The 26,228-nt window shown below is 39.0% G+C and carries 27 protein-coding genes and 1 pseudogene; 18 read left to right on the top strand and 10 right to left on the bottom strand.

Going from position 1 to position 26,228, the window contains the following annotated elements; translation table 11 throughout:
- Positions 1-461 precede the first annotated feature (461 nt).
- The 4 genes and pseudogenes from ERJ70_RS18980 (at position 462) to ERJ70_RS18965 (ending at position 4,361) form a co-directional block, all read left to right on the top strand.
- On the top strand, positions 462-1,670 hold the full coding sequence (locus ERJ70_RS18980) for an ROK family transcriptional regulator (RefSeq protein ID WP_209366283.1): 1,209 nt from the start codon (positions 462-464) through the stop codon (positions 1,668-1,670).
- Positions 1,671-1,692: 22 nt separating this feature from the next.
- Positions 1,693-2,601: an ROK family protein gene (locus ERJ70_RS18975; RefSeq protein WP_209366282.1), complete on the top strand. Its 909-nt coding sequence runs from the start codon at positions 1,693-1,695 to the stop codon at positions 2,599-2,601.
- A gap of 39 nt (positions 2,602-2,640) precedes the next feature.
- Complete coding sequence (gene manA, locus ERJ70_RS18970; RefSeq protein ID WP_209366281.1) at positions 2,641-3,597, top strand: mannose-6-phosphate isomerase, class I; 957 nt, start codon at positions 2,641-2,643, stop codon at positions 3,595-3,597.
- 166 nt (positions 3,598-3,763) lie between these two features.
- Positions 3,764-4,361, top strand: a pseudogene (locus ERJ70_RS18965) (kinase).
- A 272-nt stretch (positions 4,362-4,633) separates the two neighbouring features.
- Here ERJ70_RS18965 and ERJ70_RS18960 read toward each other — a convergent pair.
- The 3 genes from ERJ70_RS18960 to ERJ70_RS18950 form a co-directional block, all read right to left on the bottom strand.
- The gene (locus tag ERJ70_RS18960; protein ID WP_209366280.1) at positions 4,634-5,299 is read right to left on the bottom strand and encodes a YesK family protein; all 666 of its coding nucleotides are present in this window, start codon (positions 5,297-5,299) and stop codon (positions 4,634-4,636) included.
- 298 nt (positions 5,300-5,597) lie between these two features.
- Positions 5,598-6,590 (bottom strand): L-glyceraldehyde 3-phosphate reductase, encoded by a 993-nt coding sequence (mgrA, locus tag ERJ70_RS18955; RefSeq protein WP_209366279.1) that lies wholly within the window; start codon positions 6,588-6,590, stop codon positions 5,598-5,600.
- 95 nt (positions 6,591-6,685) lie between these two features.
- Positions 6,686-7,045, bottom strand: coding sequence for a Lin0512 family protein (locus ERJ70_RS18950; protein WP_209366278.1), 360 nt, complete (start codon positions 7,043-7,045; stop codon positions 6,686-6,688).
- Between the two features lie 486 nt (positions 7,046-7,531).
- Here ERJ70_RS18950 and ERJ70_RS18945 point away from each other — a divergent pair, with 486 nt between their 5' ends.
- The 5 genes from ERJ70_RS18945 to ERJ70_RS18925 all read left to right on the top strand — a co-directional run bounded on the left by ERJ70_RS18945 (position 7,532) and on the right by ERJ70_RS18925 (position 11,767).
- Entirely contained in the window at positions 7,532-8,014 is a 483-nt protein-coding gene (locus tag ERJ70_RS18945; RefSeq protein ID WP_209366277.1) for a flavodoxin, read from the top strand.
- Positions 8,002-9,039 (top strand): ribonucleotide-diphosphate reductase subunit beta, encoded by a 1,038-nt coding sequence (locus ERJ70_RS18940; protein WP_209366276.1) that lies wholly within the window; start codon positions 8,002-8,004, stop codon positions 9,037-9,039. The genes ERJ70_RS18945 and ERJ70_RS18940 overlap by 13 nt, the downstream gene beginning before the upstream one ends.
- 167 nt (positions 9,040-9,206) lie before the next feature.
- Positions 9,207-9,686 carry a 23S rRNA (pseudouridine(1915)-N(3))-methyltransferase RlmH gene (gene rlmH, locus ERJ70_RS18935; protein ID WP_209366275.1) on the top strand — a complete coding sequence of 160 codons (480 nt, stop codon included), beginning with the start codon at positions 9,207-9,209 and terminating at the stop codon, positions 9,684-9,686.
- A 186-nt stretch (positions 9,687-9,872) separates the two neighbouring features.
- The gene (locus tag ERJ70_RS18930; RefSeq protein WP_209366274.1) at positions 9,873-11,285 is read left to right on the top strand and encodes an SIR2 family protein; all 1,413 of its coding nucleotides are present in this window, start codon (positions 9,873-9,875) and stop codon (positions 11,283-11,285) included.
- Positions 11,285-11,767, top strand: a complete 483-nt coding sequence (locus tag ERJ70_RS18925) for a TIR domain-containing protein (RefSeq protein ID WP_209366273.1) — start codon at positions 11,285-11,287, stop codon at positions 11,765-11,767. The genes ERJ70_RS18930 and ERJ70_RS18925 overlap by 1 nt, the downstream gene beginning before the upstream one ends.
- 467 nt (positions 11,768-12,234) lie before the next feature.
- On the opposite strand, the gene ERJ70_RS18920 is transcribed toward ERJ70_RS18925, so the two are convergent.
- Complete coding sequence (locus ERJ70_RS18920; protein WP_209366272.1) at positions 12,235-13,584, bottom strand: restriction endonuclease subunit S; 1,350 nt, start codon at positions 13,582-13,584, stop codon at positions 12,235-12,237.
- Positions 13,585-13,586: 2 nt separating this feature from the next.
- A complete protein-coding gene (locus ERJ70_RS18915) occupies positions 13,587-15,731 on the bottom strand; it encodes a type I restriction-modification system subunit M (RefSeq protein WP_209366271.1) in 2,145 nt (714 codons plus the stop codon).
- A 234-nt stretch (positions 15,732-15,965) separates the two neighbouring features.
- On the opposite strand from ERJ70_RS18915, the gene ERJ70_RS18910 reads away from it, so the two are divergent.
- From ERJ70_RS18910 to ERJ70_RS18900, 4 genes are all read left to right on the top strand, one after another.
- A complete protein-coding gene (locus tag ERJ70_RS18910) occupies positions 15,966-16,286 on the top strand; it encodes a recombinase family protein (protein ID WP_209366270.1) in 321 nt (106 codons plus the stop codon).
- A 113-nt stretch (positions 16,287-16,399) separates the two neighbouring features.
- The gene (locus ERJ70_RS18905) at positions 16,400-17,422 is read left to right on the top strand and encodes a recombinase family protein (RefSeq protein WP_245208070.1); all 1,023 of its coding nucleotides are present in this window, start codon (positions 16,400-16,402) and stop codon (positions 17,420-17,422) included.
- 32 nt (positions 17,423-17,454) lie between these two features.
- Complete coding sequence (locus tag ERJ70_RS20100) at positions 17,455-17,937, top strand: hypothetical protein (RefSeq protein WP_245208069.1); 483 nt, start codon at positions 17,455-17,457, stop codon at positions 17,935-17,937.
- Between the two features lie 130 nt (positions 17,938-18,067).
- Positions 18,068-18,952, top strand: coding sequence for an AbaSI family restriction endonuclease (locus ERJ70_RS18900; RefSeq protein WP_209366269.1), 885 nt, complete (start codon positions 18,068-18,070; stop codon positions 18,950-18,952).
- A 406-nt stretch (positions 18,953-19,358) separates the two neighbouring features.
- On the opposite strand, the gene ERJ70_RS18895 is transcribed toward ERJ70_RS18900, so the two are convergent.
- Complete coding sequence (locus ERJ70_RS18895) at positions 19,359-20,240, bottom strand: AraC family transcriptional regulator (protein ID WP_209366268.1); 882 nt, start codon at positions 20,238-20,240, stop codon at positions 19,359-19,361.
- Positions 20,241-20,510: 270 nt separating this feature from the next.
- Here ERJ70_RS18895 and ERJ70_RS18890 point away from each other — a divergent pair, with 270 nt between their 5' ends.
- Together ERJ70_RS18890 and ERJ70_RS18885 are read left to right on the top strand one after the other, a co-directional pair.
- Positions 20,511-20,783, top strand: a complete 273-nt coding sequence (locus tag ERJ70_RS18890; protein ID WP_209366267.1) for an Atu4866 domain-containing protein — start codon at positions 20,511-20,513, stop codon at positions 20,781-20,783.
- A gap of 2 nt (positions 20,784-20,785) precedes the next feature.
- Positions 20,786-21,517 (top strand): SDR family oxidoreductase, encoded by a 732-nt coding sequence (locus ERJ70_RS18885; RefSeq protein ID WP_209369562.1) that lies wholly within the window; start codon positions 20,786-20,788, stop codon positions 21,515-21,517.
- Between the two features lie 312 nt (positions 21,518-21,829).
- On the opposite strand, the gene ERJ70_RS20095 is transcribed toward ERJ70_RS18885, so the two are convergent.
- The 3 genes from ERJ70_RS20095 to ERJ70_RS20150 form a co-directional block, all read right to left on the bottom strand.
- Positions 21,830-22,138, bottom strand: coding sequence for a sigma-70 family RNA polymerase sigma factor family protein (locus ERJ70_RS20095; RefSeq protein WP_245208068.1), 309 nt, complete (start codon positions 22,136-22,138; stop codon positions 21,830-21,832).
- Positions 22,139-22,441: 303 nt separating this feature from the next.
- On the bottom strand, positions 22,442-22,600 hold the full coding sequence (locus ERJ70_RS20090) for a sigma factor (RefSeq protein WP_245208067.1): 159 nt from the start codon (positions 22,598-22,600) through the stop codon (positions 22,442-22,444).
- Positions 22,579-22,701 carry a hypothetical protein gene (locus ERJ70_RS20150; protein ID WP_256439061.1) on the bottom strand — a complete coding sequence of 41 codons (123 nt, stop codon included), beginning with the start codon at positions 22,699-22,701 and terminating at the stop codon, positions 22,579-22,581. Before ERJ70_RS20150 ends, ERJ70_RS20090 begins: the two co-directional genes overlap by 22 nt.
- A 203-nt stretch (positions 22,702-22,904) precedes the next feature.
- On the opposite strand from ERJ70_RS20150, the gene ERJ70_RS18875 reads away from it, so the two are divergent.
- Positions 22,905-23,378: a hypothetical protein gene (locus tag ERJ70_RS18875; RefSeq protein ID WP_245208066.1), complete on the top strand. Its 474-nt coding sequence runs from the start codon at positions 22,905-22,907 to the stop codon at positions 23,376-23,378.
- Positions 23,379-23,417: 39 nt separating this feature from the next.
- On the opposite strand, the gene ERJ70_RS18870 is transcribed toward ERJ70_RS18875, so the two are convergent.
- Positions 23,418-23,549: a tryptophan 7-halogenase gene (locus ERJ70_RS18870; protein WP_209366265.1), complete on the bottom strand. Its 132-nt coding sequence runs from the start codon at positions 23,547-23,549 to the stop codon at positions 23,418-23,420.
- Between the two features lie 160 nt (positions 23,550-23,709).
- On the opposite strand from ERJ70_RS18870, the gene ERJ70_RS18865 reads away from it, so the two are divergent.
- Together ERJ70_RS18865 and ERJ70_RS18860 are read left to right on the top strand one after the other, a co-directional pair.
- On the top strand, positions 23,710-24,603 hold the full coding sequence (locus ERJ70_RS18865) for a Wadjet anti-phage system protein JetD domain-containing protein (RefSeq protein ID WP_209366264.1): 894 nt from the start codon (positions 23,710-23,712) through the stop codon (positions 24,601-24,603).
- 252 nt (positions 24,604-24,855) lie between these two features.
- A complete protein-coding gene (locus tag ERJ70_RS18860; RefSeq protein WP_209366263.1) occupies positions 24,856-25,617 on the top strand; it encodes a class I SAM-dependent methyltransferase in 762 nt (253 codons plus the stop codon).
- Positions 25,618-26,228 lie beyond the last annotated feature (611 nt).

Below are 26,228 nucleotides of genomic sequence, written 5' to 3'. Positions count from 1 at the left end.
ACCGAGCGATATTCGAAATGCTAAGCATTCGAGTTCGTTCGGTTTTTTGCTTTTAATAAACCGCCTTTTCACCACTCACCAGAGGAAAAGAAGCTGAAGATCCAGTTGTTAAGGTTGTTGATGACAGCGGAATTTCAGTTATTCCCACAGTTATGCACAGGCTGTGGATGGAATTGAGGATAACTCTCCATATCTGGTAGCGAACATCCATTCTTACACCAAATAAAGCGAACAGATGAGAATCTTGTGGACAACTATCGTGGATAACTTGTTTATATACAAGGAAAACATGTGTATAAAAAGGGACAATAATAATTGTGGACAACCTTGTGTATAACTTGGTGTTACGGTGAATAACCGTGTACCATGCTTTTGAAAATAAAATTGATTTTTACGAAAATTTATTATAACCTATACTTATTAAAACCATTTTAATAATTAAACAGGAAGGGAGGCGGAATATGGATTCCGTACCCATCGCAGGCGGTGCCGAGGAGATGAAACGGCAAAACAGGTCGTCGGTTCTGCATGTATTGCGAAAAGAAAGCCCTGTATCCAATGCGGATCTGGCCCGTCATACCGGGTTATCGGTAATGTCGATTTCGAACATCATCAAAGAATTACAAGCGTGCGATTTAGTGAAAACCACAGGCAGCGGGGAGTCACAGGGTGGGAGGAAACCGACGCTCTACCAGCTTCACGAGCAAAACTGTGTGATAAGTGTCGCCATCCATGTGGATAACATCCAAATAGCTAAAATCAATCCCCAGGGGAATATTGTACAAGTCGAAAAACAATCCATATGTGGACAACTCCGGCAAAACGAATGGGCCGCATTGGTTTGTGACTTGATCGATCAGTTACTGGAAAACACGGAAGACCAAGCCAGGCCGTTGGGAATCGGTGTTTCCGCTCCCGGTCCTGTCGATGTGGATAGCGGAACGATGTTACATCCTCCCAACATCAAAGCAATCGAACAGTGGCAAGTCGCCGCATTGTTACGGGAACGCTATAGGCTGCCGGTGGTACTGGAACGGGATGCAAATGCAGCTGCCTTGGGAGAATACTGGTTCGGTTCCTCCGAGAATAAAAGCAGCATGTTGTACGTACTGGCCGACCAGGGAATTGGCGGCGGCATCATTTTTCAGGGGAAAGTGTATCGCGGTTTTTTAAACGGAGCGGGAGAACTCGGCCATCATACCATCGACATGGACGGACCCAAGTGCAGCTGCGGCAGTTATGGGTGTCTGGAGGCACTGGCATCCGGAATCGCGATGACGAAAAAGGCAGAAACGATGCACAATCAGAGGGAAGCACCTTCTTCAGAAAAGCAGCAGATCACACTGGAAAAAATTTTTCAAGCTGCAGCAGCTGAAGAGCCGCTTGCCATGCAGCTGTTGGAAGAATCGGCGAACTACTTGGGTGTAGGTATCGCCAACGCGGCAAATATCCTTAATCCAGAGGAAATCATTATCGGCGGAGCGATCGTCCACGGTTATCCAGCTGCAATGGAAACCATTTCGTATCTCGTCAACGACCGGATTTTGTACAACGGAAACAATCCGATGATCATCAAGCGGTCGCAATTCAAGGAAGAGGCACAGCTTGTCGGAGCTGCGGCAGTGATTCTGGATCATTTGTTTTCCAATCCGCAGCTATTACTGAAATGACAAACAGGGAAAAGGTGATACTATGGGAGTGGCAGTAGGAGTAGATATCGGGGGAACAAAAGTAGCCCTAGCACTGGTGAATGAAAAAGGCGACATCAGCAGACAGTGCAAACTGAAAACAGATAAATCCGTAGAACCCGCAGTGATGATACAACAGATTATGGAAGCGATTGAACAGCTGCTGGATAAGGAAGGACTCGAAGCCGACCAGATTTCCGGTATCGGCATCGGCTCGCCGGGGCCGTTGAACAGCAAGGCAGGGGTCATTTCCTGTCCACCGAATCTGCAAAACTGGAAGGACGTTCCGATTGTGGAGCAGATTCGCGGACATTTTCCGGTACCTGTCGTGCTGGAAAACGATGCTAACGCGGCGGCCATGGCAGAAAAATGGTTAGGCGCCGCACAGGAAAATCAGGATTTTGCCTACATGACCATCAGCACCGGCGTCGGAGCCGGGTTGTTCGCAGACGGCAAGTTATTGGGCGGAGCCCGTGGCAATGCCGGCGATATCGGACACACCGTCGTCGATCCGTCTTACGGACAATGCCCGTGCGGCCAGAAAGGCTGCCTGGAGTACATCGTGTCTGGAACCGCCATCGCCAATCGCGGTTCGGAGCTGGCGGGAGAAACACTCGCGACCGAAGAAGTGTTCCAACGCTACGACCAAGGCGATGCCAACATCGTTCCTTACATCGAAGACGTATTCCGCTTGATCGGCGTCGCCTGTGTGACATTGATCAACACCTTCGATCCCGAGAAAATCGTGATCGGCGGCGGAGTCTCCAAGGTTGGGGAACCATTGTTTGCGAAAGTGCGGGATTATGTCAGGCATTACGCCTTGAACCCTGCCGGCCGGGAAACAGAAGTCGTACCGGCTCAATTGGATCAAAATGCCGGGGTCGTCGGCGCAGCCGGACTGATTTTAGCTTAATGAACACCATGGAAATAAGCGTACATAAGGAGGAAAAGCATGTACAAAGAACCGATTTTTTTAGAACCCGTTTTTCAGGAGCGGATTTGGGGCGGCCAAAAATTGAAAACGGAATTTGGCTATGAAATCCCCTATGATCATACAGGAGAGGCCTGGGTGATTTCCGCCCATCCGAACGGACCGAGCCGGATCGCCAACGGCCCTTTGCAAGGCAGCACGTTGAAGGATGCCTGGGAACAGCACGGCGAATTGTTCGGCGAAGCAGCCAAAGGCGGGGAAGACTATCCCTTGCTGGTAAAAATCCTCGATGCGGCCAACGATTTATCCGTCCAGGTACACCCGGATGACACGTATGCAAGAGAAGTCGAAGGCGAACCTTACGGCAAAACGGAGTGCTGGTATGTCATCGACGCGGAAGAAGATGCAGAAATCATCTTCGGCCACCATGCCGGCAGCCGTGAAGAATTCAAGCAAATGGTCGACAGCGGCCAGTGGGATGATTTGCTGCGCAAGGTGAAAGTGAAGGCCGGCGATTTCATCTATGTTCCGAGCGGCACTATCCATGCCATCGGAAAAGGTATCGTGATTTTGGAAACCCAGCAAAGTTCCGATATCACCTACCGGGTCTATGATTACGACCGGACTGACGATCAAGGCAACACAAGAGAGCTGCACCTGGATTCTGCGATCGCCGTTTCCACCGTTCCACATGAAACAGTCGAGATCGAGCAAAAACAGACAAACAAAGACGGCCTGACCTCCAATCGTCTCGTCCAGCAGGAGTATTTCACCGTCTACCACTGGGAGCTGGACGGAGAAGTCGACCAAGCTGTGGCGGAAGACTTCTTACAGGTGAGCGTACTGGACGGCCAAGGGGAAATAACCATGGAAGGAACCACTTTCACCTTGAAAAAAGGCGACCACTTTATCGTGCCATCCACTGTTGAGCACTATCATTTATCGGGGAAAGCTTCATTTATCGTTTCCCATCCATAAAGAACAGGCACTAGGAGAAAAACAGGCTAAATCGTAATGACTTGGCCTGTTTTTACTTTTATGTATCCTTTTGATATCTGATAAGGATGGGGCAAGTTCATGGTAAAATGAAGGAAGAATGATCCTGAATCAAACGGGAAGAATCGACAATAACCATTAGGGCGGGATGGGCTTGGAAGAGAACATATCAAATGTATTAAAAATGATTCCGGTAGTGGAAAAAAACCAAAAGGCTGTAATTGGAATAGATGGATTAAGTCGTGCCGGAAAAACAACTTTAGTTAAATCCATTGCGCGTCAGATTCAAGATGAAAAAATTCCATTTTATATTTTTCATATAGACGATTATATTGTGGAGAGAAAAGACCGCTATCACACAGGGTATGAAGAATGGTATGAGTATTATTATTTACAATGGGACATAAATTACCTGGAAAAGCATTTATTCAAAAGGCTCAAAGAATCAAATGAACTACAGTTACGGACTTATGACGACCACGTTGATACACAAACATTGCAGACAATCAAAATACCCAATACCGGTTTAATTATTATCGAAGGGGTATTGTTACAAAGAAAAGAGTGGAGACATCATTACGATTTTATGATTTCTGGATAGCCCCAGAGAAAAGAGATTCCATCGTGAAAGCAATACAGCAAGAAGCGACAGAGAAAAGTTTGAAAAGCGGTATTGGAAAGCGGAAGACTATTATTTGGAAACCGTTTCGCCACTCGAGCAAGCAGATGTCGTCATTCGGAATTGAAAGAGATCGTTGTCCGTCAGTTAGTCCGAGCCGATTCGTGAGGGGATCATCCAGTTCTCCGGGTCATCACATACGTCGGGAGTGGTACAACATACTTGGTTTTCAAAGAGGTCCATGAATGTGCCAGTGTAGAACGAATTGAAGGATGTGTTGTATGATGACTGCCTACATGTTTCTATTTCACCCCCGATTCCGAGGACTTGGTTCCCGAGTAAAGACAGTCGTGCCTTGCCAACATAAAACTCCTGCATATGGGTCAAAGATGCCTTATTCTAGTCATTACTTGTCTCAAGAGCCGATTGAATTTCTTCCCCTTCTGACGTGCGGACGGTTAAAGGTTCTTTGATTTCATCGAGTCCTATATAAATAAACGGGGACTTGTTCGGATTGCTTTCGTCTTCCACTACACCCAAGACAACTTCTGTACTTTCGTTATGATCAATTTCCTCAACTTCCATTTTTGTACCGATATACTCTTCGCCCAGAATTACATAAATCTGTTTGTTTCCTTCAGAAATCGTGGAGACGCGATAATGGCTGTACGTGTCATCATTTACAACGGCATGGCCTTCATCGATAATCCAATAATCATCATCCGTTATATTCCCGACTAATAGGATGATGAAAAAGATCACCGGTAATATGACTAGACCGATTTTATCCCAAACAGAAACCTTTGTGAGTTTCGGCGATGTAGTCAATACGGGGAGTGCCATCGCTCCCAGTATACTGACCAGCAGGATGCCCCCGGCAAGAAATGCATAACCCATCCCTTCAAATCCTCTAACAAAGAAAAAACTATAACAAACAATCGCCAAAGCTGTGATAAATGTCAGCAGCGGGGCCAAGTAATACTTCCCTATAAATTTTGAAAGAATAAAAAAGAAGCCAAAAATCAACAAGCCTAAAAACAATCCGACTGCAAGGATTGCAAACATCCCATCCCCTCCTTAAATGCATTACAAAAGTAAACAATCACGGGTGCCCTAAAGAGGAATGCCACCCTTGAAACGACCCTCTGTATTGTATGCAGCAGCTTTCCATTTATCTTTCACGGATACCAGCTTTTTGCGGCATCATGGTCAGAAAGGATTTGAAGATCATCGTACCCCGTTTTGTCGGCTTTAACTATTAAAGGAACAATCAAACGCAACGCCCAGAGAAGTAATTAGCTCTGAGCGTTTTCTAGGTGGCAACGGTAACTGATCCTGCCTTGGGAAAATCCGGGTAACTATTCTATCGCAGAATCTCCTCGATCCGATCCATTTCCGCCGTGGTGAAATCAGGCTTCTCCAAGGCTTTCACATTCTCTTCGATTTGCGATACCTTGCTGGCACCGATCAAAGCAGAAACGACAGCCTTTTCCTGTAACACCCAAACAAGCGCCATCTGGGCAAGGGACTGACCCCTATCACGAGCAACCTCGTTGAGCTGCTGGACTTTTTCGATGACGTCTGGAGAAACATCCTTTTCGTTGAGTGAGCGGATGTACTGTTTGGCGGCACGTGAGTCGGCTGGAATGCCGTTCAAATATTTATCCGTCAGCAAGCCTTGGGCAAGCGGCACAAAGGCAATGCATCCCGCACCGCGTTTAGCCAGCAGATCGGTCAATCCGTCTTCGACCCAGCGGTTCAGCATCGAGTAGGACGCCTGGTGAATGATAAACGGTGTTCCCTGTCGTTCTAAAATGTCAATCGCCTTTTCGGTATCTTCGGCATTGTAGTTGGAGATTCCGACATACAACGCCTTTCCCTGCCGGACAATCAAGTCGAGGGCAGCCATCGTTTCTTCCAACGGTGTTTCCGGATCTGGACGGTGATGGTAAAAAATATCGACATAATCGAGTCCCATACGCTGCAAGCTTTGGTCGAGGCTTGCGACCAAATACTTTTTCGAACCCCAATCCCCGTACGGTCCTGGCCACATGGTGAACCCTGCTTTCGTGGAAATGACCATTTCGTCCCGGTAACCGGCAAAGTCTTTTTCCAAAATGCGCCGGAAGTTCTCTTCTGCAGAGCCTGGAGGCGGACCGTAATTGTTAGCCAAGTCAAAGTGCGTAATGCCAAGATCGAACGCCTTGCGGATCATCTTTCGCTGGTTTTCAAAAACATCCTCTCCACCGAAGTTGTTCCAAAGGCCAAGCGAGATGGCCGGAAGCTTCAGTCCAGAGTTGCCGCAGCGGTTATAAGCAATCGATTCATAACGATTTTCATCTGGTGTATATGCCATATAAAAATTCCTCCTTTCTAAACTGATTCGTTGTTCACGAGAAAAACCCTTTTTCAACCAGAAAAAAGCTCCCATATAGATGGGAGCTTCATTCATCAATAGCCGACTTCGACAGCGGCATTGACGATATACATCAAATCGTTGTCATCGTTCTCTTCTTCCAGGATGATGCCGCTTGAGGTAGCCATTCCGCCATCTGTCAATTCGACCGTCGCGGAACCAAACGGGATCACCTTTTTCACTTCTTCCTTATCGAGCTGCTGCCTGTCTAGCGGTACGGCGAGACGCACATTGACTTTCATGTTTTCCAACGATTGATCCGGCAGGCTCTGTTCAATGCCGGGCATCGAATTCGAAAGTATCGCATCTTCCACCGCCCGGACGGCTGCCTTGGTGATGTTCTGGCCATGCACGTCTATACCTGTTCCGGTCTGTACGAAAAGAATTTTATCCATGGGAAAATCTCTCCTTCCAAGTGAATAGAGATCTTGCCAAAGTCGAGAGGTACAAATAGCTTATGGTGTACATTTCCCGTCAAAATAGGGGGACAAACATGCGATTGCAGATAGGCGGGACGAAATAGGTACACAGATTTTACAAGATGTATAGTGAGGGAAAATCTACGCGCAAGTTGAAACGGTACATACATGAATCAATCAAACAAGAAGAGCGTTCCTTTCTCCAAAATTTCGACAGAATCCTGTTTTATTTCCCCGGAAATAATGACCGACATGTTATTCTTTGAACAATCCCTCATCATAAAGGACGCCTACGGTAAGAGAAAACGTCCATTCATTCCAAACAAAAAAACGACACATATTTGCCATTGTCTTTGAGTAGTTGAATTGTTACTATATGTAGTAGATTGAATGTTTTTTTGTTACATATATAGATATTTTGCCAGCCTAGCAGTTCACTCTAAAAAGATTGGTTTGATATCCATGACAGGCTTGAACATAAAAACAAAACATTCGAACGACAGGGCGCTTTCTTCGTTATCCGTCATCATAGTGTATGTATCGATCAGCGGTAACACACGTGAGGTGGCGCAAATGCTTGCCGAGGAACTGGAGCGGCATGTCGAGAGGGTAAAGCTCTATAACATTTTGGGAAATGAACCATTCCCGGATGTGCAGGCTTACGATGCCATGTTGATTGGCAGCTACACCTGGGATAACGGCCAGACACCGTTTGATGTAAAGGACTTTGTGGCCGATTTAGGCTACAAGCCGGAGAATGTGTTTGTGTTTGGCACTGGCGATACACAGTTTGGCGGGGATGATACGTTTTGCCTGGCAGCAGAAAAGCTGGCTACATTCTATCATTCACCGCTTCCGCCGCTGAAGGTGGAGCAATCTCCGAGAGGTGAACAGGAACAAGAAGTCGTGAATTGGATGAAAGGGGTATTGACATGGCTAAGTTAACAAGAGCAAAGGTACTGGAACCGACAAATCCAAATAAAGCTACCGCACTGTTTAATGGTGAAGCAAGCGGGATTCTCCACTGGGACAATGTGGAGTATCCGCATTTTTACGACATGCGGAAAACGATTCGAGGGCTGTTCTGGACAGCCAATGAGGTAAATATGGTGACGGATACGAAGCAATTCAACAAACTCTCCGAGCGGGAGCGAACCGCCTTCCTTAAAATCATCGGACTGCTTGCGACATTGGACGGTCCGCAAACGGATATCGCATCCAAGATTTCTGCCTATTCTACAGATCCAAGCGTCAAATCATTGCTTGCAACGATCGCCGACCAGGAAAGCGAACATAACCACAGCTATACATACGTTTTGGCTTCGGTGACAAATTACGATAACCAAATTGCATCCTTTAATGAAGGACGCACAGATCCCGTCCTGCTTGAGCGCAATGAACGGATTGTCGAGATTTACAACGAATTTGCGACCAATCCGACTATTGAAACGGTATTAAAAGCAATGGTATATTCTTCTTTATTGGAAGGATTATTCTTCTATAGCGGGTTTGCTTTTTTCTACAACCTGGCACGCAATCAGAAAATGGTAGGTACCTCCACGATGATTTCTTACATCAATCGGGACGAGCTGTACCACGGCCGCTTTATCAGTGAACTGTTCCGTGCCACACTGGCAGAAAATCCGGAGTACAATAATGAGCAGTTTATCGAATGGGTTTACGACCAATTCCGCCATTCGGTCGAACAGGAAATAAAATGGAGCCGCTACGTGCTCGATGGCATTGACGGAATCCAGCTCGATGCAATGGAAGGCTATATCAGGTATCGAGCCAACAAAATGCTTCGCATGCTCGGTCTAAGCGAGATTTACGAAGGCTATCAAGAGAACCCGATGAAATGGATTCGTGCCTATGCCGATAACTTCAACGGCACAAAATCCGATTTCTTCGAACAGAAGTCCCGACAATACACCAAGACAAGCGACTTAAACCGGTTTGACGATCTGTAATAAAGGAAAAATCCCGGCAGCGTTCATGCGTGCCGGGATTTTTTATGAGCAAACACATCTATTATAGCTGCTTATAAGCAATGTTTGCCGCAAACCCATGCATTTTCCATTTTTTCTCGTTATACTAAAGAGAATAGATAATTTTACCGATAGAAAAGGAAGAAACCATGAAAATAACAATAATTTCTGTAGGAAAACTAAAAGAAAAATACTTAAAGCAGGGCATCGCGGAATACGTAAAACGCCTAGGTGCTTACGCGAAAGTCGAGGAAATCGAAGTACCAGACGAAAAAGCACCAGAAAATCTAAGTGCTGCCGACATGGAGATGGTCAAGCAAAAAGAGGGCGACCGTATCCTCGCAAAGATTGGCGCCGATGACTATGTTATCTCTTTGGAAATAAAGGGAGAAATGATTACATCTGAACAATTAGCATCAAAGATCGATAAGCTGACCACCTATGGAAACAGCAAAATCGTGTTTGTGATTGGCGGATCATTAGGATTAAGTAATGATGTGCAGCAACGGAGTAATTATGCGCTTAGTTTTTCGAAGCTGACGTTTCCTCATCAGTTGATGAGACTGGTGTTGCTGGAGCAGGTTTATCGGGCGTTTCGGATTAATCGGGGGGAACCGTATCACAAGTGATGGTAAAACAAAGATATAAAGTAAGTGTAAGTCGTAGAAATTTATGTCGATTATTTTTATAAAAAACAGAATTATTGCATTTTTACCTAGTTTATGGTATATTTTACCTATAGAGTATGATAAATAAAATCATAGAAATGTGGGTGAATAATTATTAGTACTTCCTTAGCTTTATTTGAGAGAGCTGTGTTAAAGGAACTAAGAAATAATAACTTAGCTATATTTGCAGGGGCAGGATTATCAAGAGGCTCAGGGTTTGTTGATTGGAAGGAATTGTTAAGGGATATTGCTGATGAATTAGAATTGGACATTGATAAAGAGTTGGATTTAGTATCTGTTGCTCAATACCATGTTAATGCTAATGGTAGACAGACTATTAATGAAGCAATTATTCAAGAATTTCAACGAACTGCTGAAAAGAATGATAATATGGATATCTTGTCTAGATTGCCTATTAATACTTATTGGACAACCAACTATGATTCTATTATTGAGGATACGTTACAAAGCGGTAATAAAGTTACGGATATAAAAATAAGTCAAAGTCAGATGAAAAACTATAAGCCAGATAGAGATGTTGTAGTTTACAAAATGCATGGAGATAAAGACTTTCCAGATGATGCTGTCATAACCAGAGATGATTACGAAAGATATGATAATGATAGAAGGCTTTTCACTACTCAATTAAAAGGAGAACTGATTTCTAAGACATTTTTGTTTATTGGTTTTAGTTTTGAGGATCCTAACTTAGAGCAAATCTTAAGTAAAATAAGGGTAGAACTGTTAGGTAAAAGTCCAAAAAACCACTATTGCTTTTTTAGGAAAGTTAATGAACAAGATGAAAGATATAGAAATCAAGACGGTTCAATTAATCAAGAAGAATTTAGTTACGATAAAGTAAAACAAGAGCTAAAAATCAAAGATTTAAAGAGATATGGTATTAATGCAGTACTTATTGATAATTACACAGATATCACAACTATTCTTAATAATATAGAAAAAAAACATAAAATAAATCAGGTGTTTATTTCTGGTAGTGCAAAAGAATATGGGAACTATTCTGAGGAAGAAGCTAAAAATCTCTTACATAATCTTTCTAAATCTTTAGTATCAAAAAATCACCATATAATTTCAGGCTTTGGACTAGGGGTTGGAAGCTATGTAATAAATGGAGCTCTTGAAGAAATATTTAATAGTAAGAATAAAAAAACAAATGACTTTTTAACTCTTCGGCCCTTTCCACAGAATGAATCTGGTGGAAAAACTCTAAAAGAACTGTGGACCGAGTATAGAAAAGACATGATTAATGATGCTGGTGTTACTATATTTTTGTTTGGAAATAAAGACAAGGATGGCAAAACTATTGAAGCGGACGGTATGATGGAAGAGTTTCAAATAGCAAAAAACAAAAATAAATATATTATCCCTATTGGTTCCACAGGATATGTTACAAAAAGAATCTTTAATGAGGTTAAAAAAGATATGGATAGATATTGGTATTTAGAAGACTCATTAGAGACTCTAGAAAACGAAAGAGATGAGAAGAAAGTAATAGAAGAAACACATAGAATTATAGAAAAAATAAGGAGGAGTTTGTAATGGCAAGGAAAGTGTTTTTTAGCTTTCATTATGAAAGAGATGCTTGGAGAGCAGGACAGGTAAGGAATTCAAATGTAACACAGGAAATCAAAGGTTACCTTGATGCTGCTGAGTGGGAAGAGGTTAAGAAAAAGGGTGATAAATCAATAAAAGATTGGATAGCAGGACAATTAAAAGGAACCTCTGTAACTGTAGTTCTAATTGGCAAAGAGACGTCAAATAGAAAATGGGTTAAATATGAGATTGAGGAAAGTTTGGAAAAAGGGAATAAGCTTTTGGGGATCTATATACATCGGCTAAAAAACCAAAAAGGTGAAAAAGATACTAGAGGCGATAATCCACTAGATAATTATTATGTGGAAGTGGATGGAAAAACAAAAAAAGCCTCAAATGTATTTAAAACTTATTTCTGGGATTTGGATAATGGCTATGAAAATTTTTCAGATTGGATAGAAGAAGCTGCCGGAATTTCATATAAATAAAATAACTTGTGATTTTAAATATTAGATAACTGTGAATTATTTTTAAATATTTAAATTAAAAAACAAATACAGGTTGAGGCGAACCATAAGGTTATTTAAAAGATAGCCTTATGGTTTTTCTACTGTTGATGTTTCCAAATAATAGAATAGAAGAGCCGTACTATAAGTGTTGGTAAAACAAAGAGTTAACCTAGCTATAGGAAATATTGGTTGAATAAGCTAAGAGCTAAAAATGAATTTAAGCATCAGAAATAACAATTGTAGAAGATGGTATAAGATTGGACATATTTTGTTTGGGTGTTTTTATATAAACAGATATACTTAATAAATTTTACTTCAAGATTTTAAATACATTTCATGACATAAAAAATTTTAGTAGCGTCCATTTAAGTTTTTCATTTATATTGAAGCGTGTTAAAAGAGGAAAAAAAACCACCAATAAGGTGGTTTCTCTCTAATTTCATGTATTATTTGCCAGTCTTACCTGTCAATAAGTCTCTTATTAAATTACTAATTTCATTATATTTTTCTTCTAACTGTTGCTCAAGGTTACTTATGTTATTGTAAGCATTACGAACAGTGATGGATAACTCATTTTGTTTCGTTCTCGGAGGTAGTGGAATTTCATAGTTCTTAATCATGTCTGCATTTAAATTGGGTTGATTGTTACCGCTAGCAAGTTTTCTCAGATTTGAATATTCACTCATAAGATAATACCAAACAAAGTCTACATTAACATTTGGGCTGAATTCAGTTAATACTGCACATGCTTGGTTAGTACTTGCTTCAATACCTAGCTTTCCTGTTCGTCCTCTTGTTGCACCTTGACCGTACATTGCTACTATTAGGCTTCCGCTAGGATACAGTTTCGCACTGCTATTTTTAAGTCCAAGCTCAGTTATTGTTTCTTCAGTTTCAGTAATAATATTGTTACGGACTTCAGTAGTTTTCACCCATGGTATATCGCCGTTAAAGTATTTCTTTTCCTTTCTAGAAGGTGTGCCCCCGCTGCTTACATTACAGATTTCAGTAATTCTCTTTACATTATAGTTAGGGGTTCTACGATTTTTTAGTTTTTCCTTCGCAAATTCAACCCCCCACTTATTGCATGAAGACCAATCAATAGAAAATACTTTTTCATCTTTAAGATTAATACCCTTATCTTCCCAAAGTTCAGCAGTGAAATCTGTAAACAAGTCATCTTTTTTCTGGGACAATTGGACTTCTAATTTATTTATTTCCCCTCTATTTTTTTGCCATATATTAACTATCTCATTCTGTTTTTCAATTGGAGGTAATGGTATTTCTAATTCTAAAAATCTTTCCTCTTTAAATCTATTTCTGCTAACAGCTGCTGATCCAACCGATAACTTCTTTACAAGTTTTAACGTATCAGGGAGAGTGAAGAACAAATATAAATAATAGGGATTAGCCTTTGTTTTATCAACGTAAAATAATGGGAATTCACTTGATACGTAACATCCATTTTGAGAATTAGGTACAACTGTAAAGGCACCTCTCCAAGCAAACAACTTACTATATAAAAAGGCACCATTCTCTAATTTGGTTAAGTACTTTGCCCCAATATCGCTTCCAGAAAGAGTTTCTCTATGGAATGACCCTTTACCCTCCAATCTAACTCCAACCATTTTGTATTCCTCGTTGTTTAATACTTCAACAACCTCTTTTTTTTGTACACAAATATCTTTAACTTTTGTTCTCTTCCAACCTTCTGGTAGGTCTTCAAATAATGTTAAACCGTCAGATACAATCCATTGAAAAGTATCTTTCCAATTTACCTCAATAACCTCAGCCATAACTATTCATCCTTGCTTGTATTAAATTTAAGAGGTTTCTTTTTCCGGAATTCCTTATATCTTTTATAAATTTCAGGAAGTTCATTTTCAGCACTATCACCTGTTGCTGTAACTCCTGCTTTATCGACATTTGCCATGAACACTTTGTAGTTCAACTCTTCTTTTAATTTTTGTTTAGTTTCCATAATTATTTTTTCTTCTAATTCTTTCATTTTTGAATTATATTCTTTCTTAAGTTTCTTTACATTGTCTCTATCTTCTTTAGTAATTATTTTCTTTATATTACTCTTTAAATCTTTAATTTTAGCCTTAGTTTTCTTTTTTTCCTCTGAAGAGAGGTCAGTTTCAAGTTCTTGATTTAGGTGACTAATTTCGTCTTGTAAAGCTTTAATATCAGACCTATCATAACAGTCTATTGCAGATTGATAATGCTCTTTTATCTCGTCACGTGTATCACTGTACTCTTTGATTTTTTTAGTTAATATGGAGTTATATTTTTGGTTATAGGTCAAAGTTTCTTCTTTGGTGAATTTTTTTATAAATAGTATGCTTGTTTTAACTGAGGCACCAGAAGCTATAAAAGTTTCTAATGGCAATGATATTACACCATCTATAAATGCTCTGCCCTCAACAAAATCTCTTACATATTCAAGTGACGGATTATTAAATATTCCTTCAGGTAAAACTATCCCCATTTTTCCTCCTGGAACTAGTAGGTCTAAACATCTTTCTATGAAGAGAATTTCAGTTTTTTGACCATTTCTTTCCTTTCCACCAAGTTCATACTCATCTAAGACTGGATGGGATTGTCTTTTGTTTACCCTTTTAACACTTGCCCCAAAAGGTGGATTAGTTAAAATGATATCAAAAGATTCTGGTTGAAACTCAGTGGTTATATTTTTCATATCCGAAAATGATTGAAGAGAATCAGCACATTGGATATTGGTATGTCCATCTTCATGCAAAATCATACCCATCATAGCAACGCGACTAATTTGATCGTTTATTTCTACACCATGAAGAGACCTTAATGACCAGTCTTTCCAATAATCTCTTCTACTTATAACATCTTTGAATTTATCATTTGCTTCTTGTTGAATTTTTTCTAAAGCATATAATAAAAATCCACCAGAACCGCATGCAGGATCAATTATTCTATTTCTAACGGTAGGATTTACCATGTCTACCATAAAATTAACGACTGGCCTTGGTGTAAAATATTGCCCCATTTTTTCTCTGAAAACTGTACCGAGAAATTTTTCAAAGGCTCTACCCTTGGCATCTAAGTCAGTTTTATAAAGTGAAACTTCTTGGATTTCTTCTACTACTTTATAGATTAATTCCTCTGAAATCTTTATCGAACTTTGGAAAACGTGAGGCATTCTTGAGCGAGAATCAGCATATATGTCTTTTACTCTAGTAGCAACTTCGTTTGGTTGCTCATGTGTACCAATTTGAAATTTGTATGCTTCTCCATCGCCAGTCTCATGTCTCTCATCCTGAAGCTTACAGAATAATAACTTGCTCATCTCATCAAATGCTTCAGAAGGGTTCCGTTTTCCACCTTCCCATAAAATGTCATGACATTTTTGAAAAGCGCTTCTTAATTCTTCAAGCGAAGAAGGTTTTACATCCCATTCAGGATCTCCTTTAATTAATCTATACTTAATAGGTTTACCGTATCTTTCAGGAATATTAAGGGCATACTTATTTCTATTTTTATAGTTGAAAGATTTAGGTTCAAAAGCAAATAACCTTTTACCTGCAACTGCAACTGCGTATTCTGCCGCGAGGTTGTTTGCGTTACCCCAAGCTTGCTTTATTGCTTGTTCAAAGTCAGGTTCGCTAACTTCCATTTCTTTGCACTCTACTACCAAATAGGGACTATTAAATTCATTATCTTCATAGATAACAATATCTGCAAAGTCTTCTGGTTTTCTTCTATAAACTTCAACTTCCAAGTCAATTCTATGAGCAGGATAGTCATATTTATGTACTAGATCATAATAAAACTTGGCTCGTACTTTTTCTTCTGGGTCAGACCATTTATAGTTTTTTGGTGTACCACCTTTATTGGTTTGATTGTAATAAATTCTATCATCTTTAATTGTAAATAACTCTGGATAATCATTTGGATTAAAAGCCATTTTTGTAATCCCCTTCTGTAAATAACTTATTCTATAATTACATATTACCAAAAATAGACTATTTAAGAAACGGAATTACCCAGACGGCTAGTCAAACACTTATGTCATTGTTACTTTACTTTTGATAGAAGTTTTAAACTAGTTAGAAATACTGCCTGGTGTAAGGCTCAAAACGGTGGTTTTGCTGGCGGAAGAGCAACATTTGGATATGACGATAAAAAAGGTAGTAAACAATTGCAAGTAAATAATAAGCAAGCAGAAGTTGTACGTGAACTATTTAAATTAAGAAAAGAGTTTCCTAGATGGTCATTATCTGATTTAGCGGAGGCTTTAAATGATAAGGGGTACACAACTAGGCAAAATAAAAAATTCACGAAAGTACAAGTAAAAAGAATACTAGATAAAAAAGATTTTTATAAAGGATTTTACAAATACGGACAAGTAACATCGACTGGTCAGCACGTTTCTATTTTAGATACAACAAGAGGTGAAAAAATTGGAAGACAAAAAAAGTACAGTTGTAATACCGACAGAAACAGAAGTGAAAAAAAATGAAGCCATAAAGTTAATAGCAGAAATGATTAGAAAATATAGTATGTCTTTAAATGCTAACAAAAAAAGCTAGGGGTAGAACTCCTCTAGCTTTATGAAAAAAGGGAGAGGTACAAATGAGTAAAGTTGCAGCTATTTATACAAGAGTATCAACAGAAGAACAAAAAACTGGTTATTCATTAGATGCTCAAGAAAATACATTAAAAGAATACGCAAAAAATAAAGGATATGAGATATATGATGTTTATAGGGATGGTGGATACTCGGGTAAGAATTTTGACCGCCCTGAAATTCAAAGGTTGTTCAAAGATTTAAATAAGGATAGAGTAGATGTCATTTTAATTTGGAAAGTGGATAGGTTATCTCGTAATAATACCGATGTTGTAAATCTAATAGATAATGAGTTGACACCAAATAATAAGAAACTGGTAGTTACTTCAATAGAAATGGATTCATCTACTCCAACTGGTTACATGTTTATTTCTTTATTAGGTACGTTTGCTCGTTATGAAAGAGCTACAATAATTGATAGGGTAAATTCAGGAATGAAGCAACGAGCGGAACAAGGGTATTGGAATGGCGGTATAATTTTAGGGTATGATTCTAAAAATAAAAAATTGGTGGTGAATGAAGAAGAAAGTAAAATCGTGAAAGAGATATTTGAGTTAAGGTCAATCGGTAAAGGATACAAGGTAATTACCAACATACTGAACGGAAAAGGACTTAAAACCAAAAAAGGTAAAGATTTCAGCATAGCTGGTGTAAAGGCAGTATTACATAATCATGTGTATAGAGGTAAACTTGTTTGGAGGAAACATGCAGAATGGAGCACTAAAAGAAGGAAGGGTAAAACCGACCCAATAATTGTGCAAGGGCATCATGAACCTATTATATCTGAAGAGTTGTGGAATAAGGTACAAGCAGTAAATGAAGCACAAAAGAAATCATTTACCACTAATCGCAATTTTAATGGGAATTTGTTATTAACTGGTCTTTTAAAGTGTCCTAAATGTGGAGCGGGAACTGTAATGAGTAAAGCTAAAGGGAGAAAAGGCGATTACATATACTACTATATGTGCCAAGCCTTCCACACAAAAGGAAAGTCTGTTTGTAGTTCCAACTTGATTAAAAAGAAGTGATAGAACCAAAGGTATTAGAGGTTATTAAGCGAATGATTAACAATAAAGAATTTATTAACGATTTGATTAGTGAGTTAAGGGACAACCAGAACAACGAAAGCAGTATATATGCTAAAGATATAAAAATTTTTAAGCAACAGTTGCAGAAATTATATGATAAGAGAACCAAACTTGATGATGACTACTTTAATGATGATATTGAAACTACCACTTATAATCGGTTAATGAACGCCTTGCAAGAAAGAATAAATGAAGTTGAACATAATCTACGGTCATTAGAAAGTAAACTGGATAGCCATAATATAGAACTTGATGAAGAATCGATTATTTATACTTTGAAAAATTTTAATAAGTTGTTCGACCAAGCGGATGGAAAAGAAAAAAAGCTTTTAATAAGGTCGCTAATAAAAGAAATACACGTTGAGGAGAACCGGAAGGATATTAAGAAGATAACCTTCTGGTTTTCTTCTGTAGATGTTTTACCATCTATTAAAACACGCAGAACCGTATCATAAATAATTGATGAAAAGAACAAAAAGAAAAAGCAAGAAACTGCCTCTTTTAGAAATCTAGTGTGATTTATAAACTTACCTTTGGTGATAACGACTAAGAAATTGAAGTAATTTAATAAGAGGGTGTGTAGTGATGAACAAGCGTGATTACTTAGTAAAGACCTTTTCACGTACCAAGAGGAAAGATTACGAGAATTATATTTTAACTGCTATCTGGCATAAGTTGGACAACATGAATCTTAAACCTGTTAGTCAGCAATATGTAAAACGACAAAATGGCACATATGCTTTGATGGATCTATATTTCCCTCAATTACACCTAGGGGTGGAAGTGGATGAAGCATACCATCAAGAAAATCAAAAAGAAGATAAACTCCGAATGGATGATATTATTTCTGCTGTTAATGAAGATTCTATTCATGATTTTCAATGGTTTAGAATTGATGCCACTAAGTCACTAGAAGAGATAAATGATAGCATCAATGAGATTGTATCAGTTATCCAAGATAAGGCTTCAAAAACTATTTTGAAGTGGAAAACATATGAAGAAGAATTAAAGCAGTTGAAACAACAAGAATATCTAACCATTTACGATGATATATCATTTATGGATATAAAGGATATAGCCAATACTGTATTCGGGAAAAATGCTAAAAGATACCAACGGAGTTATTTTAGGGTGAAAGATAAACTGTGGTTGTGGTGTCCAAAACTCTCAATTATAGAAAATGGGAATACTAAGTCAGTAGCTGGAGGTTGGCTAAATATATTAGCAGAAGATTGGTCATACATTGATGAATCCCACCAAGATGGGGGAATTGCCAAAGAAAGAAGCGGAAGCTATATGGAAGAAGTTGAATCTGGCCGTGAAAGGGCAGTATTTGCAAAATACAAAGATAATCTTGGATTTAATAGGTATAGGTTTGTTGGAATCTTCAAAGTCTCAGGCATATCTCCCGATAATGAGATGTTTATCAGATACTTACGAGTCAATGATAAAGTAAAAATTGTTAGTTAACCAATGAACATAGGCTTATATAAATTTAAAAGTTCAAAAATTCTACTCAAAAGCAATGCTTGAATAACAATATACTTTGAGTGTTCCTTTTTTCGGATAAGGGGTCTGATCTCGAATTAATAGTTTGAAAATTTATGTTACTTTCTATGGAAAGATCAGATGAGTTTATTCAAAAAGATAAAAATGTTAATGATTCAGAAAGATCGCATCTTGTCAAAGCGAAGTATGTGAATAAAATTTAAATCAGGTACTCAAACCCCATCTTGAGTATGAGTCCTATTTTAAATCATGGGTCACTTCTGTACTATTAACTACGCTTTCATTTGATGAAATAGATCAAGAGAGTCCCCATACCGACATGGAGTTGAACTCCAAAACCTATATTTCGGAGTGAAATAATCATGGGTTAAAACATTTCCCGCAAAAGTCGTATATCTTTCATTGGGGACAGGCCAAACCTACGGCTGTATTCCCGACTGAAATGCGATGGACTTTCATAACCTACCTGAAACGCTGCCTCAGCTGCTTCCATGTTTTCCGTTAAAAGCAATCGGCGTGCTTCCTGCAGCCGGAGCTGTTTCTGATACTGGATTGGACTCATGCCCGTGACTTCCTTGAAGTGATTGTAGAAGGATGAGGAGCTCATTCTAGCTTCTTTCGCCAAATCGGCAACCTTCAAGGGCTGATCAAATTTTTGGTTCAACACCCCAATCGCCTTTGCAATCCGGTGGGCCTGACTACCTACAAGTGCAAAATGCTTCAAGGACTCATTCTGTTCATTCTGTAGTACCCGGTAAATAATTTCACGTTTGATACTTTCAGCTAGGACTGGTATATCCTTTGGGTTCTCCAATAGCCGAATAAGCCGTAATACCACTTCGAGGAGCGAGTCATTTATCCGGCTGATTACCAGTCCACGTCCTGGGGAGCTACTAGGGATTTCTTGATTCGATGATTGAACGACTTCAAAGATCTGACTCATTTCAAGCTGCAAATGAACACATAAATAAGGTTTTTCAGGTGTAGCCTTTACAATTTGTCCAGTGATCGGTAAATGAACAGAAGCAGTCAAATAACTGGCCGAATCATACTTATAGCTTTCTTCCCCGAGCAAGACCAATTTTGATCCTTGGGCTACAACACATAGGGACGGTTCATAAACAGAGTAAACCGGTTCGGAAATCTGGGAGGTGCGAACAAACCTTAAGCCTGCTATAGACGTCTCATGCGTTCCATCCGTCGTTACATTTCTCTCAATCAACTCTGCTAATTCCTTCATTTGCTCCATAGACAACTCCCCCATCTTTTCCAGCAAATTTATAGATATCTTACACTATACTATATTTTATTGGAGTATTAGGCAATAATTGTGTAGTTTTCGGCTACCCCCTACTTAGCTCAAAAGTTCATAATGAATTTATGGTGAGACACTTAATTGGAGGGTAAGAAATTGATCAAGTTTCTGTTATTCGCTCTTTGGTACGCTTTATTTATGTTATCTTATCCTGCAAAAAATGGAGTGCCATCCATCGTTTAAATATGAAAGGAGGGTTATGAAATGAAAAAAGAACATGATCATTTACATCCCTATTTGGGCACCTGGGTGACCGCGGACGGCTATATTCGTCACGAGCTGCTTCCGAACGGACGATACGACGAAGCCCGTGGTGACCGCAAAAGTGCCTACCAAGGCAACTATACCATCAAGGGCAATCATATCGAATATATTGACGATACAGGCTTTACTGCCGATGGTGATTTTATCAACGGGGTGCTTTACCATGCAGGTATGGTGTTATATCTAGAAGAACTCAGTGAAGGGAGCAAATAATGATGTCTGCACTTAATGAAAAAGTTGTTGTGATTACAGGGGCAAGCAGCGGAATTGGTGAAGCAACAGCCCGACTGCTTGCAAGCATGGGCGTTCATCTTGTTATCGGGGCAAGACGTATGGAAAGACTAGAGGCATTGGCATCTGACATTCTTTCGGATGGTGGTTCTGTAGTCGTTCAACAGCTCGATGTGACAGAATTAGAACAGATGCAGGCAATCATTAGATTAGCCCAAAGTCGTTTTGGACGGGTGGATGCTATAGTCAACAATGCAGGGGTAATGCCGCTCTCTCCTTTGGAAGCATTGAAGATTGAAGAATGGAACCGAATGATTGATGTCAATATTCGCGGCGTCCTCCATGGCATTGCCTCTGGTCTTCCTGTCATGAAAAAACAAGGCTGCGGTCATTTCATAAATATCGCTTCCACCGGTGCCTACGAAGTTAGCCCGACAGCTGCTGTCTACTGCGCGACCAAATATGCAGTACGTGCAATAACGGATGGATTGCGTCAAGAGACTGTAGGGCAAGATATCCGTGTAACCCTGTTATCGCCAGGGGTAACGGAATCAGAACTAGCTGATAGCATTACCGACAACGATGCAAGGGAATTCATGAAGGAATACCGGCGTACCGCTCTGCCAGCAACGGCCATTGCTCGCGCTATTGTCTATGCGCTTGAACAGCCAGAAAATACCGATGTAAGTGAAGTGGTCATTAAACCAATGGTGTAAGGAAACCTTAGGCAGAGACTAGTATTTTAGAGGATTTAGAAATCCAATTGGGATGAGTATATAAATTCTTGATAACTATTAACAAGACAGTACTCTTCCCATTTCTTAACCTAAACCTGTTTAACCACCGTTTAACCACCGTTTAACCACCGAAAAAGCTGATTAACGCTTGTTAATCAGCCCTTTAATTGATAAGGCTGGTTATCTTAATATTGTAGTTATTTGATAGAAAATGAAGAGGCTGTTTCAAAAGGTTGTAATTAACTAAACTTTAGAGACAGTCTCATTTTGACCAACTTATTATCCCTTTTTTTAATAAGTCGGAAGCTTATCAGGATTCATGGTAATATACATTTCGTTAAATTTATCATTACGTATATAAAAACTAATGATACTTTGAACCTTACCATTTACATAGGTCACAATGGTTGGCTGACCATTGAACTTCTTGACTTCAAAATAAAAGTCTTCAGGAGCCTTATTGAATATCCCGTATAAAAAGGCCAAAACATTGGATCGGGATTCGATTGGACGAACAGCGGCGTTGACTTTTCCTCCGCCGTCGGAATAGAGAGTGACTACTTCAGATATGAGTTCTAATAAGGAATCGATATTTTGCATTTGAAACGCTTGGATAAAGCGATCGATAAGGGATTTATTCTTCTCATAGTTTAAACTTTCACCCTCTATACTCGAAATTTTTTGCTTGGCCCGGCTAAAAATTTTCCTGCAATTTTCTTCTTTCTTATCAATGAAGTTACTAATCTCCGAATAGGATAAATGAAATACTTCTCTTAAAAGGAGGACTGCCCGTTAATCCGGTGCTAAATGTTCCATCATTCCTAAATAGGCAATACTCAATCCTTCCTTTTGAAGAACAACTTCCGAGAGATCAATGTCATGTGTACTCTCTAGCAATAGGGGTTAAGGATTCCATGGTCCTACGTAATATTCCCGTCTATAGCGTGCCCATCTTAATGCATCAAGACAGCGGTTTGTCATGATTTTGCAGAGATATGCTTTCTTATTATCTATCTTCTGGTCATCAATTTGATACGCTTTTAGAAAAGTTTCTTGTACCATATCTTCTGCTTCTGTTCTGCTACAGAACCTAACATCCGATAACCGATTGAAAACAACAACGGTTTAAATTGTTTATAATCCTCGTTACTAATCTGCACCATATTCACCTCTTTTCTTTCTGAATAATTTCTTCAGCTGCCTGTTTCCCGTTTCTAATAGCTCCTTCTGACAATATAGAATGAGGAGAAGCCCAGTTTGTATTTGAAATGACTGAAACATATGATAGTTTGAGATTGGCTAAGTTCAAGTTCAACATTTAGCCTTTCATTAAACTATGTATATACTGAATATGGAGGTGAACAAAATGATATCAAGAAAAATTATTTCGGCATCTGTCTCTGGTTCTATGTTTGCTATTTTGTTAGGTCTAATAGTGCCAAATCCATTTGGTGAAACTATTTCATCAATACCAAATTATTTATTTGCAGTTGTATTAGCCACGCCTGTTTATTTGATGTATAGTTTCCCGGCAATTTTAATTTATGGAGTGTTAACCTCTATCATTAGTGATAAAGTTAGTCAATTTATTTCAACAAAAATGAAAAATGGAAAATCTGAAATAATTTTCTCTGGGATTTTGCACGCTGTTTTTGGTCTTATATTACTATTGTATAGTTTAGGTGCTTCTATTTTGTTCTTTATTACCGATAGAGTCCTACAAAGGAAAAATAAAGATTATAAACCATTACAAGCCATCAAGAGTTTAGCAATTCCATTAGCAGTCTGGCTATTTTTTATGGGGATTATATATTTAGAGCATATATTAACAGGTGGATAACAAGAATTGGGAAACCTTTAATTAAGGGTTTTCCGAATTTTATTTTTCAACTTTAAAGGTTAACAGAGCCTTTCTAAAAGTAGGATAGATAAATCGTTTTTTTAAAGCATTTGCCGCAACAGAACCTGCTAGTCCACCACCAACAATGACAACATCCCACGTGTGAGTCATAAGATAACATCCTATTGTTATTTCATCCTAAAAGACGAGGAAGGGTGGGAAGATATGACAATGTGTACTTCAACAACACAGCCTCCACCTCACAGACACCACCCCGTGCATTATGCTAAAATAAAATGAGATTTAACATATCTATAGGGTGGGACGTTCCATGAAAGAGATGAAAGAAGCGCTTGCTTTATATCCCAAGAAAACGATCGACATAAATACCCTGCAAGAACTATCCTCTCCTTTTTTTGATAGCTATGAAGCGTTTGCGAACGAGGTGATCGCGCTAGAGAATTTGGGCATTCTGACGATGGTGAAAAGCAAGGGGCGTTCGCCTAGAAAACCATCGGTCGCACTTCATTACCGTATAAACAGCGCGAAGCTAAAAAAAGGACACCATCACAGCATCCAACAATATCGTGTACAATTCCACTCTGCTATAAATCTAGACTACTACTACCAACAGGATCCAAAACAATGGCAAAAGGATTTGCCTTATTTACAAAAAATCGATCAGTACATAAAAATGAAGGGCTTTCCAAAAGAGGCCATTCCAGCACCAGAACGAAGCTATGAGATTGCTGGAGATGAGAAGTGGATTACCGAGAAAAAAGGAAAAGAACTATTAGAACGGGTTCGAGTATTCGATAAAATGCAAGTCATGCCTGTGTCGGACCCATTACAGTTTGCGATTAACCCGGGACAAATTCAAACCCCTACCCAACGGCATTTGATTGTCGAGAATAAAACAACTTATCAAGGTTTGTTGCCGGCCATCAAACAAACTGCTTTTGCAACCCTTATTTATGGTAAGGGGAAGGCCATTATCCAGAGCATCGAGCAATTTGATCGGCAATATCCGGTTGCTGCTAGTCACCAGTTCTTTTATTTCGGGGATATCGACAGAGAAGGCATCGCAATTTGGCATAATTTGGCGAAAAAAGTGGAAATGCGATTGGCACTGCCGTTTTACAGAAAATGTTTAGAAAAACAGCCTGCACAAGGCAAGGAATATCAAAGACAACGCATCTCAAGTTTTCGTTTTCTGAAGGTTTGATGGGAAAAGTTCACCTTAAAAAAATGAGCTACGTAGTTTACAATTCTATGTTATTTACTTAGCATAATAACAATTAAATAGTTGTATAAAAGGATAAAGAATTTGAGGACAGATAATTAAGGAGAGGGTAAAAAACTATTGTAAATAATGTAAAATAATAACTAGACTTAAATTTTGAACTAATGAGACAGAATATTCGAATAAGGATTACTTGCTGATTAAAACAAAACAATGGATAAAGGAAGAGTTTTTATGGGTAATTTATTTGGTAATGTAGCTAAAGATTTTAGCAAGTATCGTGTTGGATATCCAAAAAAATTTTATAGAAAATTACAGGAAGAATACGGGGTAGCTCTTGTAAATCAAAAGGTATTAGATATTGCCACTTCTAATGGTTTGGCAGCGACAGATTTAGCAAACGAAGGGTGCTCTGTAACTGGACTAGATAATTCACCAGAGCTTTTAGATGAAGCAGAAAAAAAGAATAGTACAAGATTAAAAATTGATTATGTTCTTGGTGATGTTACAAGATTACCTTTTAATAATGAAACTTTTGATTTCATTACAGCAGTTCATTGTTGGAAGGTCTTACCTACGGAACAAGCAAGTAGTGAAGCCTTACGAGTCTTAAAAGATGGGGGGAAATTTATTGTTGCCCAATTTGACCAGCTTATTATGGGAGATAATATAGTATCTGAAACTAGGAAACTTGTTTCCAAGTATAATTCTAAGTGTAATCGACAAAATAATTTTGGCTTTTATCCACAATGGATTGAAGAAATTTACGAAGTTGGTTTTTCGAATATAGAAACTTTTACATTCGATATAACAACTACATTTACCCACGATGAATGGAGAGGACGAATGAGAACTTCAACAGAAATAGGCGGGAGTTTATCCAAGGAAGAGGTATTGTTATTCGATAAGGATTTAGATAATCTTTTAAAAAGTAACTTTTCAGGAGAAATGTTGGAAATACCTCACCGAATGTTCTCTATTGTTTGTGAGAAGTAGGTACACTTAATTTGTTTATGATGAGTGAATGTGAACAAACACACTTAAATTTTCTGAAAGAGTTTCTCACAATTGAAACGTAATCGCTTAAGCAAATAATCTTTGTAGGGATCTAACTTTGATCCTTTCTTTGTCCGTTTTTAAACATGGTTTCTTTCTCGATCACTTAAGGCTTTCACCGTATGCCGATGCATGTCCAATAGTTGGGCATTACCTATAAGACATACCCCGTTCCAAGAATTCTTTCACTTTTCGTCGCTCTGCCTCCAGCTTCATAAACTAAATCTCCTCCCCTTTAAGAATTCAATTTAATTATGAAGCTTGTCGAAATTTAAGGCGACGATTTTGTGTATTTTTAGCCGGCTATATTGTCCATTTTAAATGCGACTCTTTCACTCAGTGAAAGGTATATCTACAAAGGTAGTTAAAGCAAGACTAAGATTATATTTAGCAATTATAACAACCATAACAGCAGGATTATTTGGACTTTCGTTAAAGGAAGTATTACTACCTTTAGTAACCTATCTTGGGATGGGATTGGCATGGTTGTCCTATTTCGTAGAGAAGATAGAAAGCGAATCCTGAATATTTAATTATTTCTTAGAACCATA

Origin of the sequence: Sediminibacillus dalangtanensis, from assembly GCF_017792025.1 — a bacterium.
GTDB classification, from domain to species: Bacteria; Bacillota; Bacilli; order Bacillales; family Amphibacillaceae; genus Sediminibacillus; species Sediminibacillus dalangtanensis.
This window is presented reverse-complemented; position numbering and strand designations above follow the sequence as displayed.

Coding starts and splice junctions, on each gene's coding strand:
- ERJ70_RS18980 (WP_209366283.1), top strand. CDS start 462: ATGGATTCCGTACCCATCGCAGGCGGTGCCGAGGAGATGAAACGGCAA.
- ERJ70_RS18975 (WP_209366282.1), top strand. CDS start 1,693: ATGGGAGTGGCAGTAGGAGTAGATATCGGGGGAACAAAAGTAGCCCTA.
- manA (WP_209366281.1), top strand. CDS start 2,641: ATGTACAAAGAACCGATTTTTTTAGAACCCGTTTTTCAGGAGCGGATT.
- ERJ70_RS18960 (WP_209366280.1), bottom strand. CDS start 5,299: ATGTTTGCAATCCTTGCAGTCGGATTGTTTTTAGGCTTGTTGATTTTT.
- mgrA (WP_209366279.1), bottom strand. CDS start 6,590: ATGGCATATACACCAGATGAAAATCGTTATGAATCGATTGCTTATAAC.
- ERJ70_RS18950 (WP_209366278.1), bottom strand. CDS start 7,045: ATGGATAAAATTCTTTTCGTACAGACCGGAACAGGTATAGACGTGCAT.
- ERJ70_RS18945 (WP_209366277.1), top strand. CDS start 7,532: ATGACAGGCTTGAACATAAAAACAAAACATTCGAACGACAGGGCGCTT.
- ERJ70_RS18940 (WP_209366276.1), top strand. CDS start 8,002: ATGGCTAAGTTAACAAGAGCAAAGGTACTGGAACCGACAAATCCAAAT.
- rlmH (WP_209366275.1), top strand. CDS start 9,207: ATGAAAATAACAATAATTTCTGTAGGAAAACTAAAAGAAAAATACTTA.
- ERJ70_RS18925 (WP_209366273.1), top strand. CDS start 11,285: ATGGCAAGGAAAGTGTTTTTTAGCTTTCATTATGAAAGAGATGCTTGG.
- ERJ70_RS18920 (WP_209366272.1), bottom strand. CDS start 13,584: ATGGCTGAGGTTATTGAGGTAAATTGGAAAGATACTTTTCAATGGATT.
- ERJ70_RS18915 (WP_209366271.1), bottom strand. CDS start 15,731: ATGGCTTTTAATCCAAATGATTATCCAGAGTTATTTACAATTAAAGAT.
- ERJ70_RS18905 (WP_245208070.1), top strand. CDS start 16,400: ATGAGTAAAGTTGCAGCTATTTATACAAGAGTATCAACAGAAGAACAA.
- ERJ70_RS20100 (WP_245208069.1), top strand. CDS start 17,455: ATGATTAACAATAAAGAATTTATTAACGATTTGATTAGTGAGTTAAGG.
- ERJ70_RS18900 (WP_209366269.1), top strand. CDS start 18,068: ATGAACAAGCGTGATTACTTAGTAAAGACCTTTTCACGTACCAAGAGG.
- ERJ70_RS18895 (WP_209366268.1), bottom strand. CDS start 20,240: ATGGAGCAAATGAAGGAATTAGCAGAGTTGATTGAGAGAAATGTAACG.
- ERJ70_RS18890 (WP_209366267.1), top strand. CDS start 20,511: ATGAAAAAAGAACATGATCATTTACATCCCTATTTGGGCACCTGGGTG.
- ERJ70_RS18885 (WP_209369562.1), top strand. CDS start 20,786: ATGTCTGCACTTAATGAAAAAGTTGTTGTGATTACAGGGGCAAGCAGC.
- ERJ70_RS20095 (WP_245208068.1), bottom strand. CDS start 22,138: ATGCAAAATATCGATTCCTTATTAGAACTCATATCTGAAGTAGTCACT.
- ERJ70_RS20090 (WP_245208067.1), bottom strand. CDS start 22,600: ATGGTACAAGAAACTTTTCTAAAAGCGTATCAAATTGATGACCAGAAG.
- ERJ70_RS20150 (WP_256439061.1), bottom strand. CDS start 22,701: ATGGTGCAGATTAGTAACGAGGATTATAAACAATTTAAACCGTTGTTG.
- ERJ70_RS18875 (WP_245208066.1), top strand. CDS start 22,905: ATGATATCAAGAAAAATTATTTCGGCATCTGTCTCTGGTTCTATGTTT.
- ERJ70_RS18870 (WP_209366265.1), bottom strand. CDS start 23,549: ATGACTCACACGTGGGATGTTGTCATTGTTGGTGGTGGACTAGCAGGT.
- ERJ70_RS18865 (WP_209366264.1), top strand. CDS start 23,710: ATGAAAGAGATGAAAGAAGCGCTTGCTTTATATCCCAAGAAAACGATC.
- ERJ70_RS18860 (WP_209366263.1), top strand. CDS start 24,856: ATGGGTAATTTATTTGGTAATGTAGCTAAAGATTTTAGCAAGTATCGT.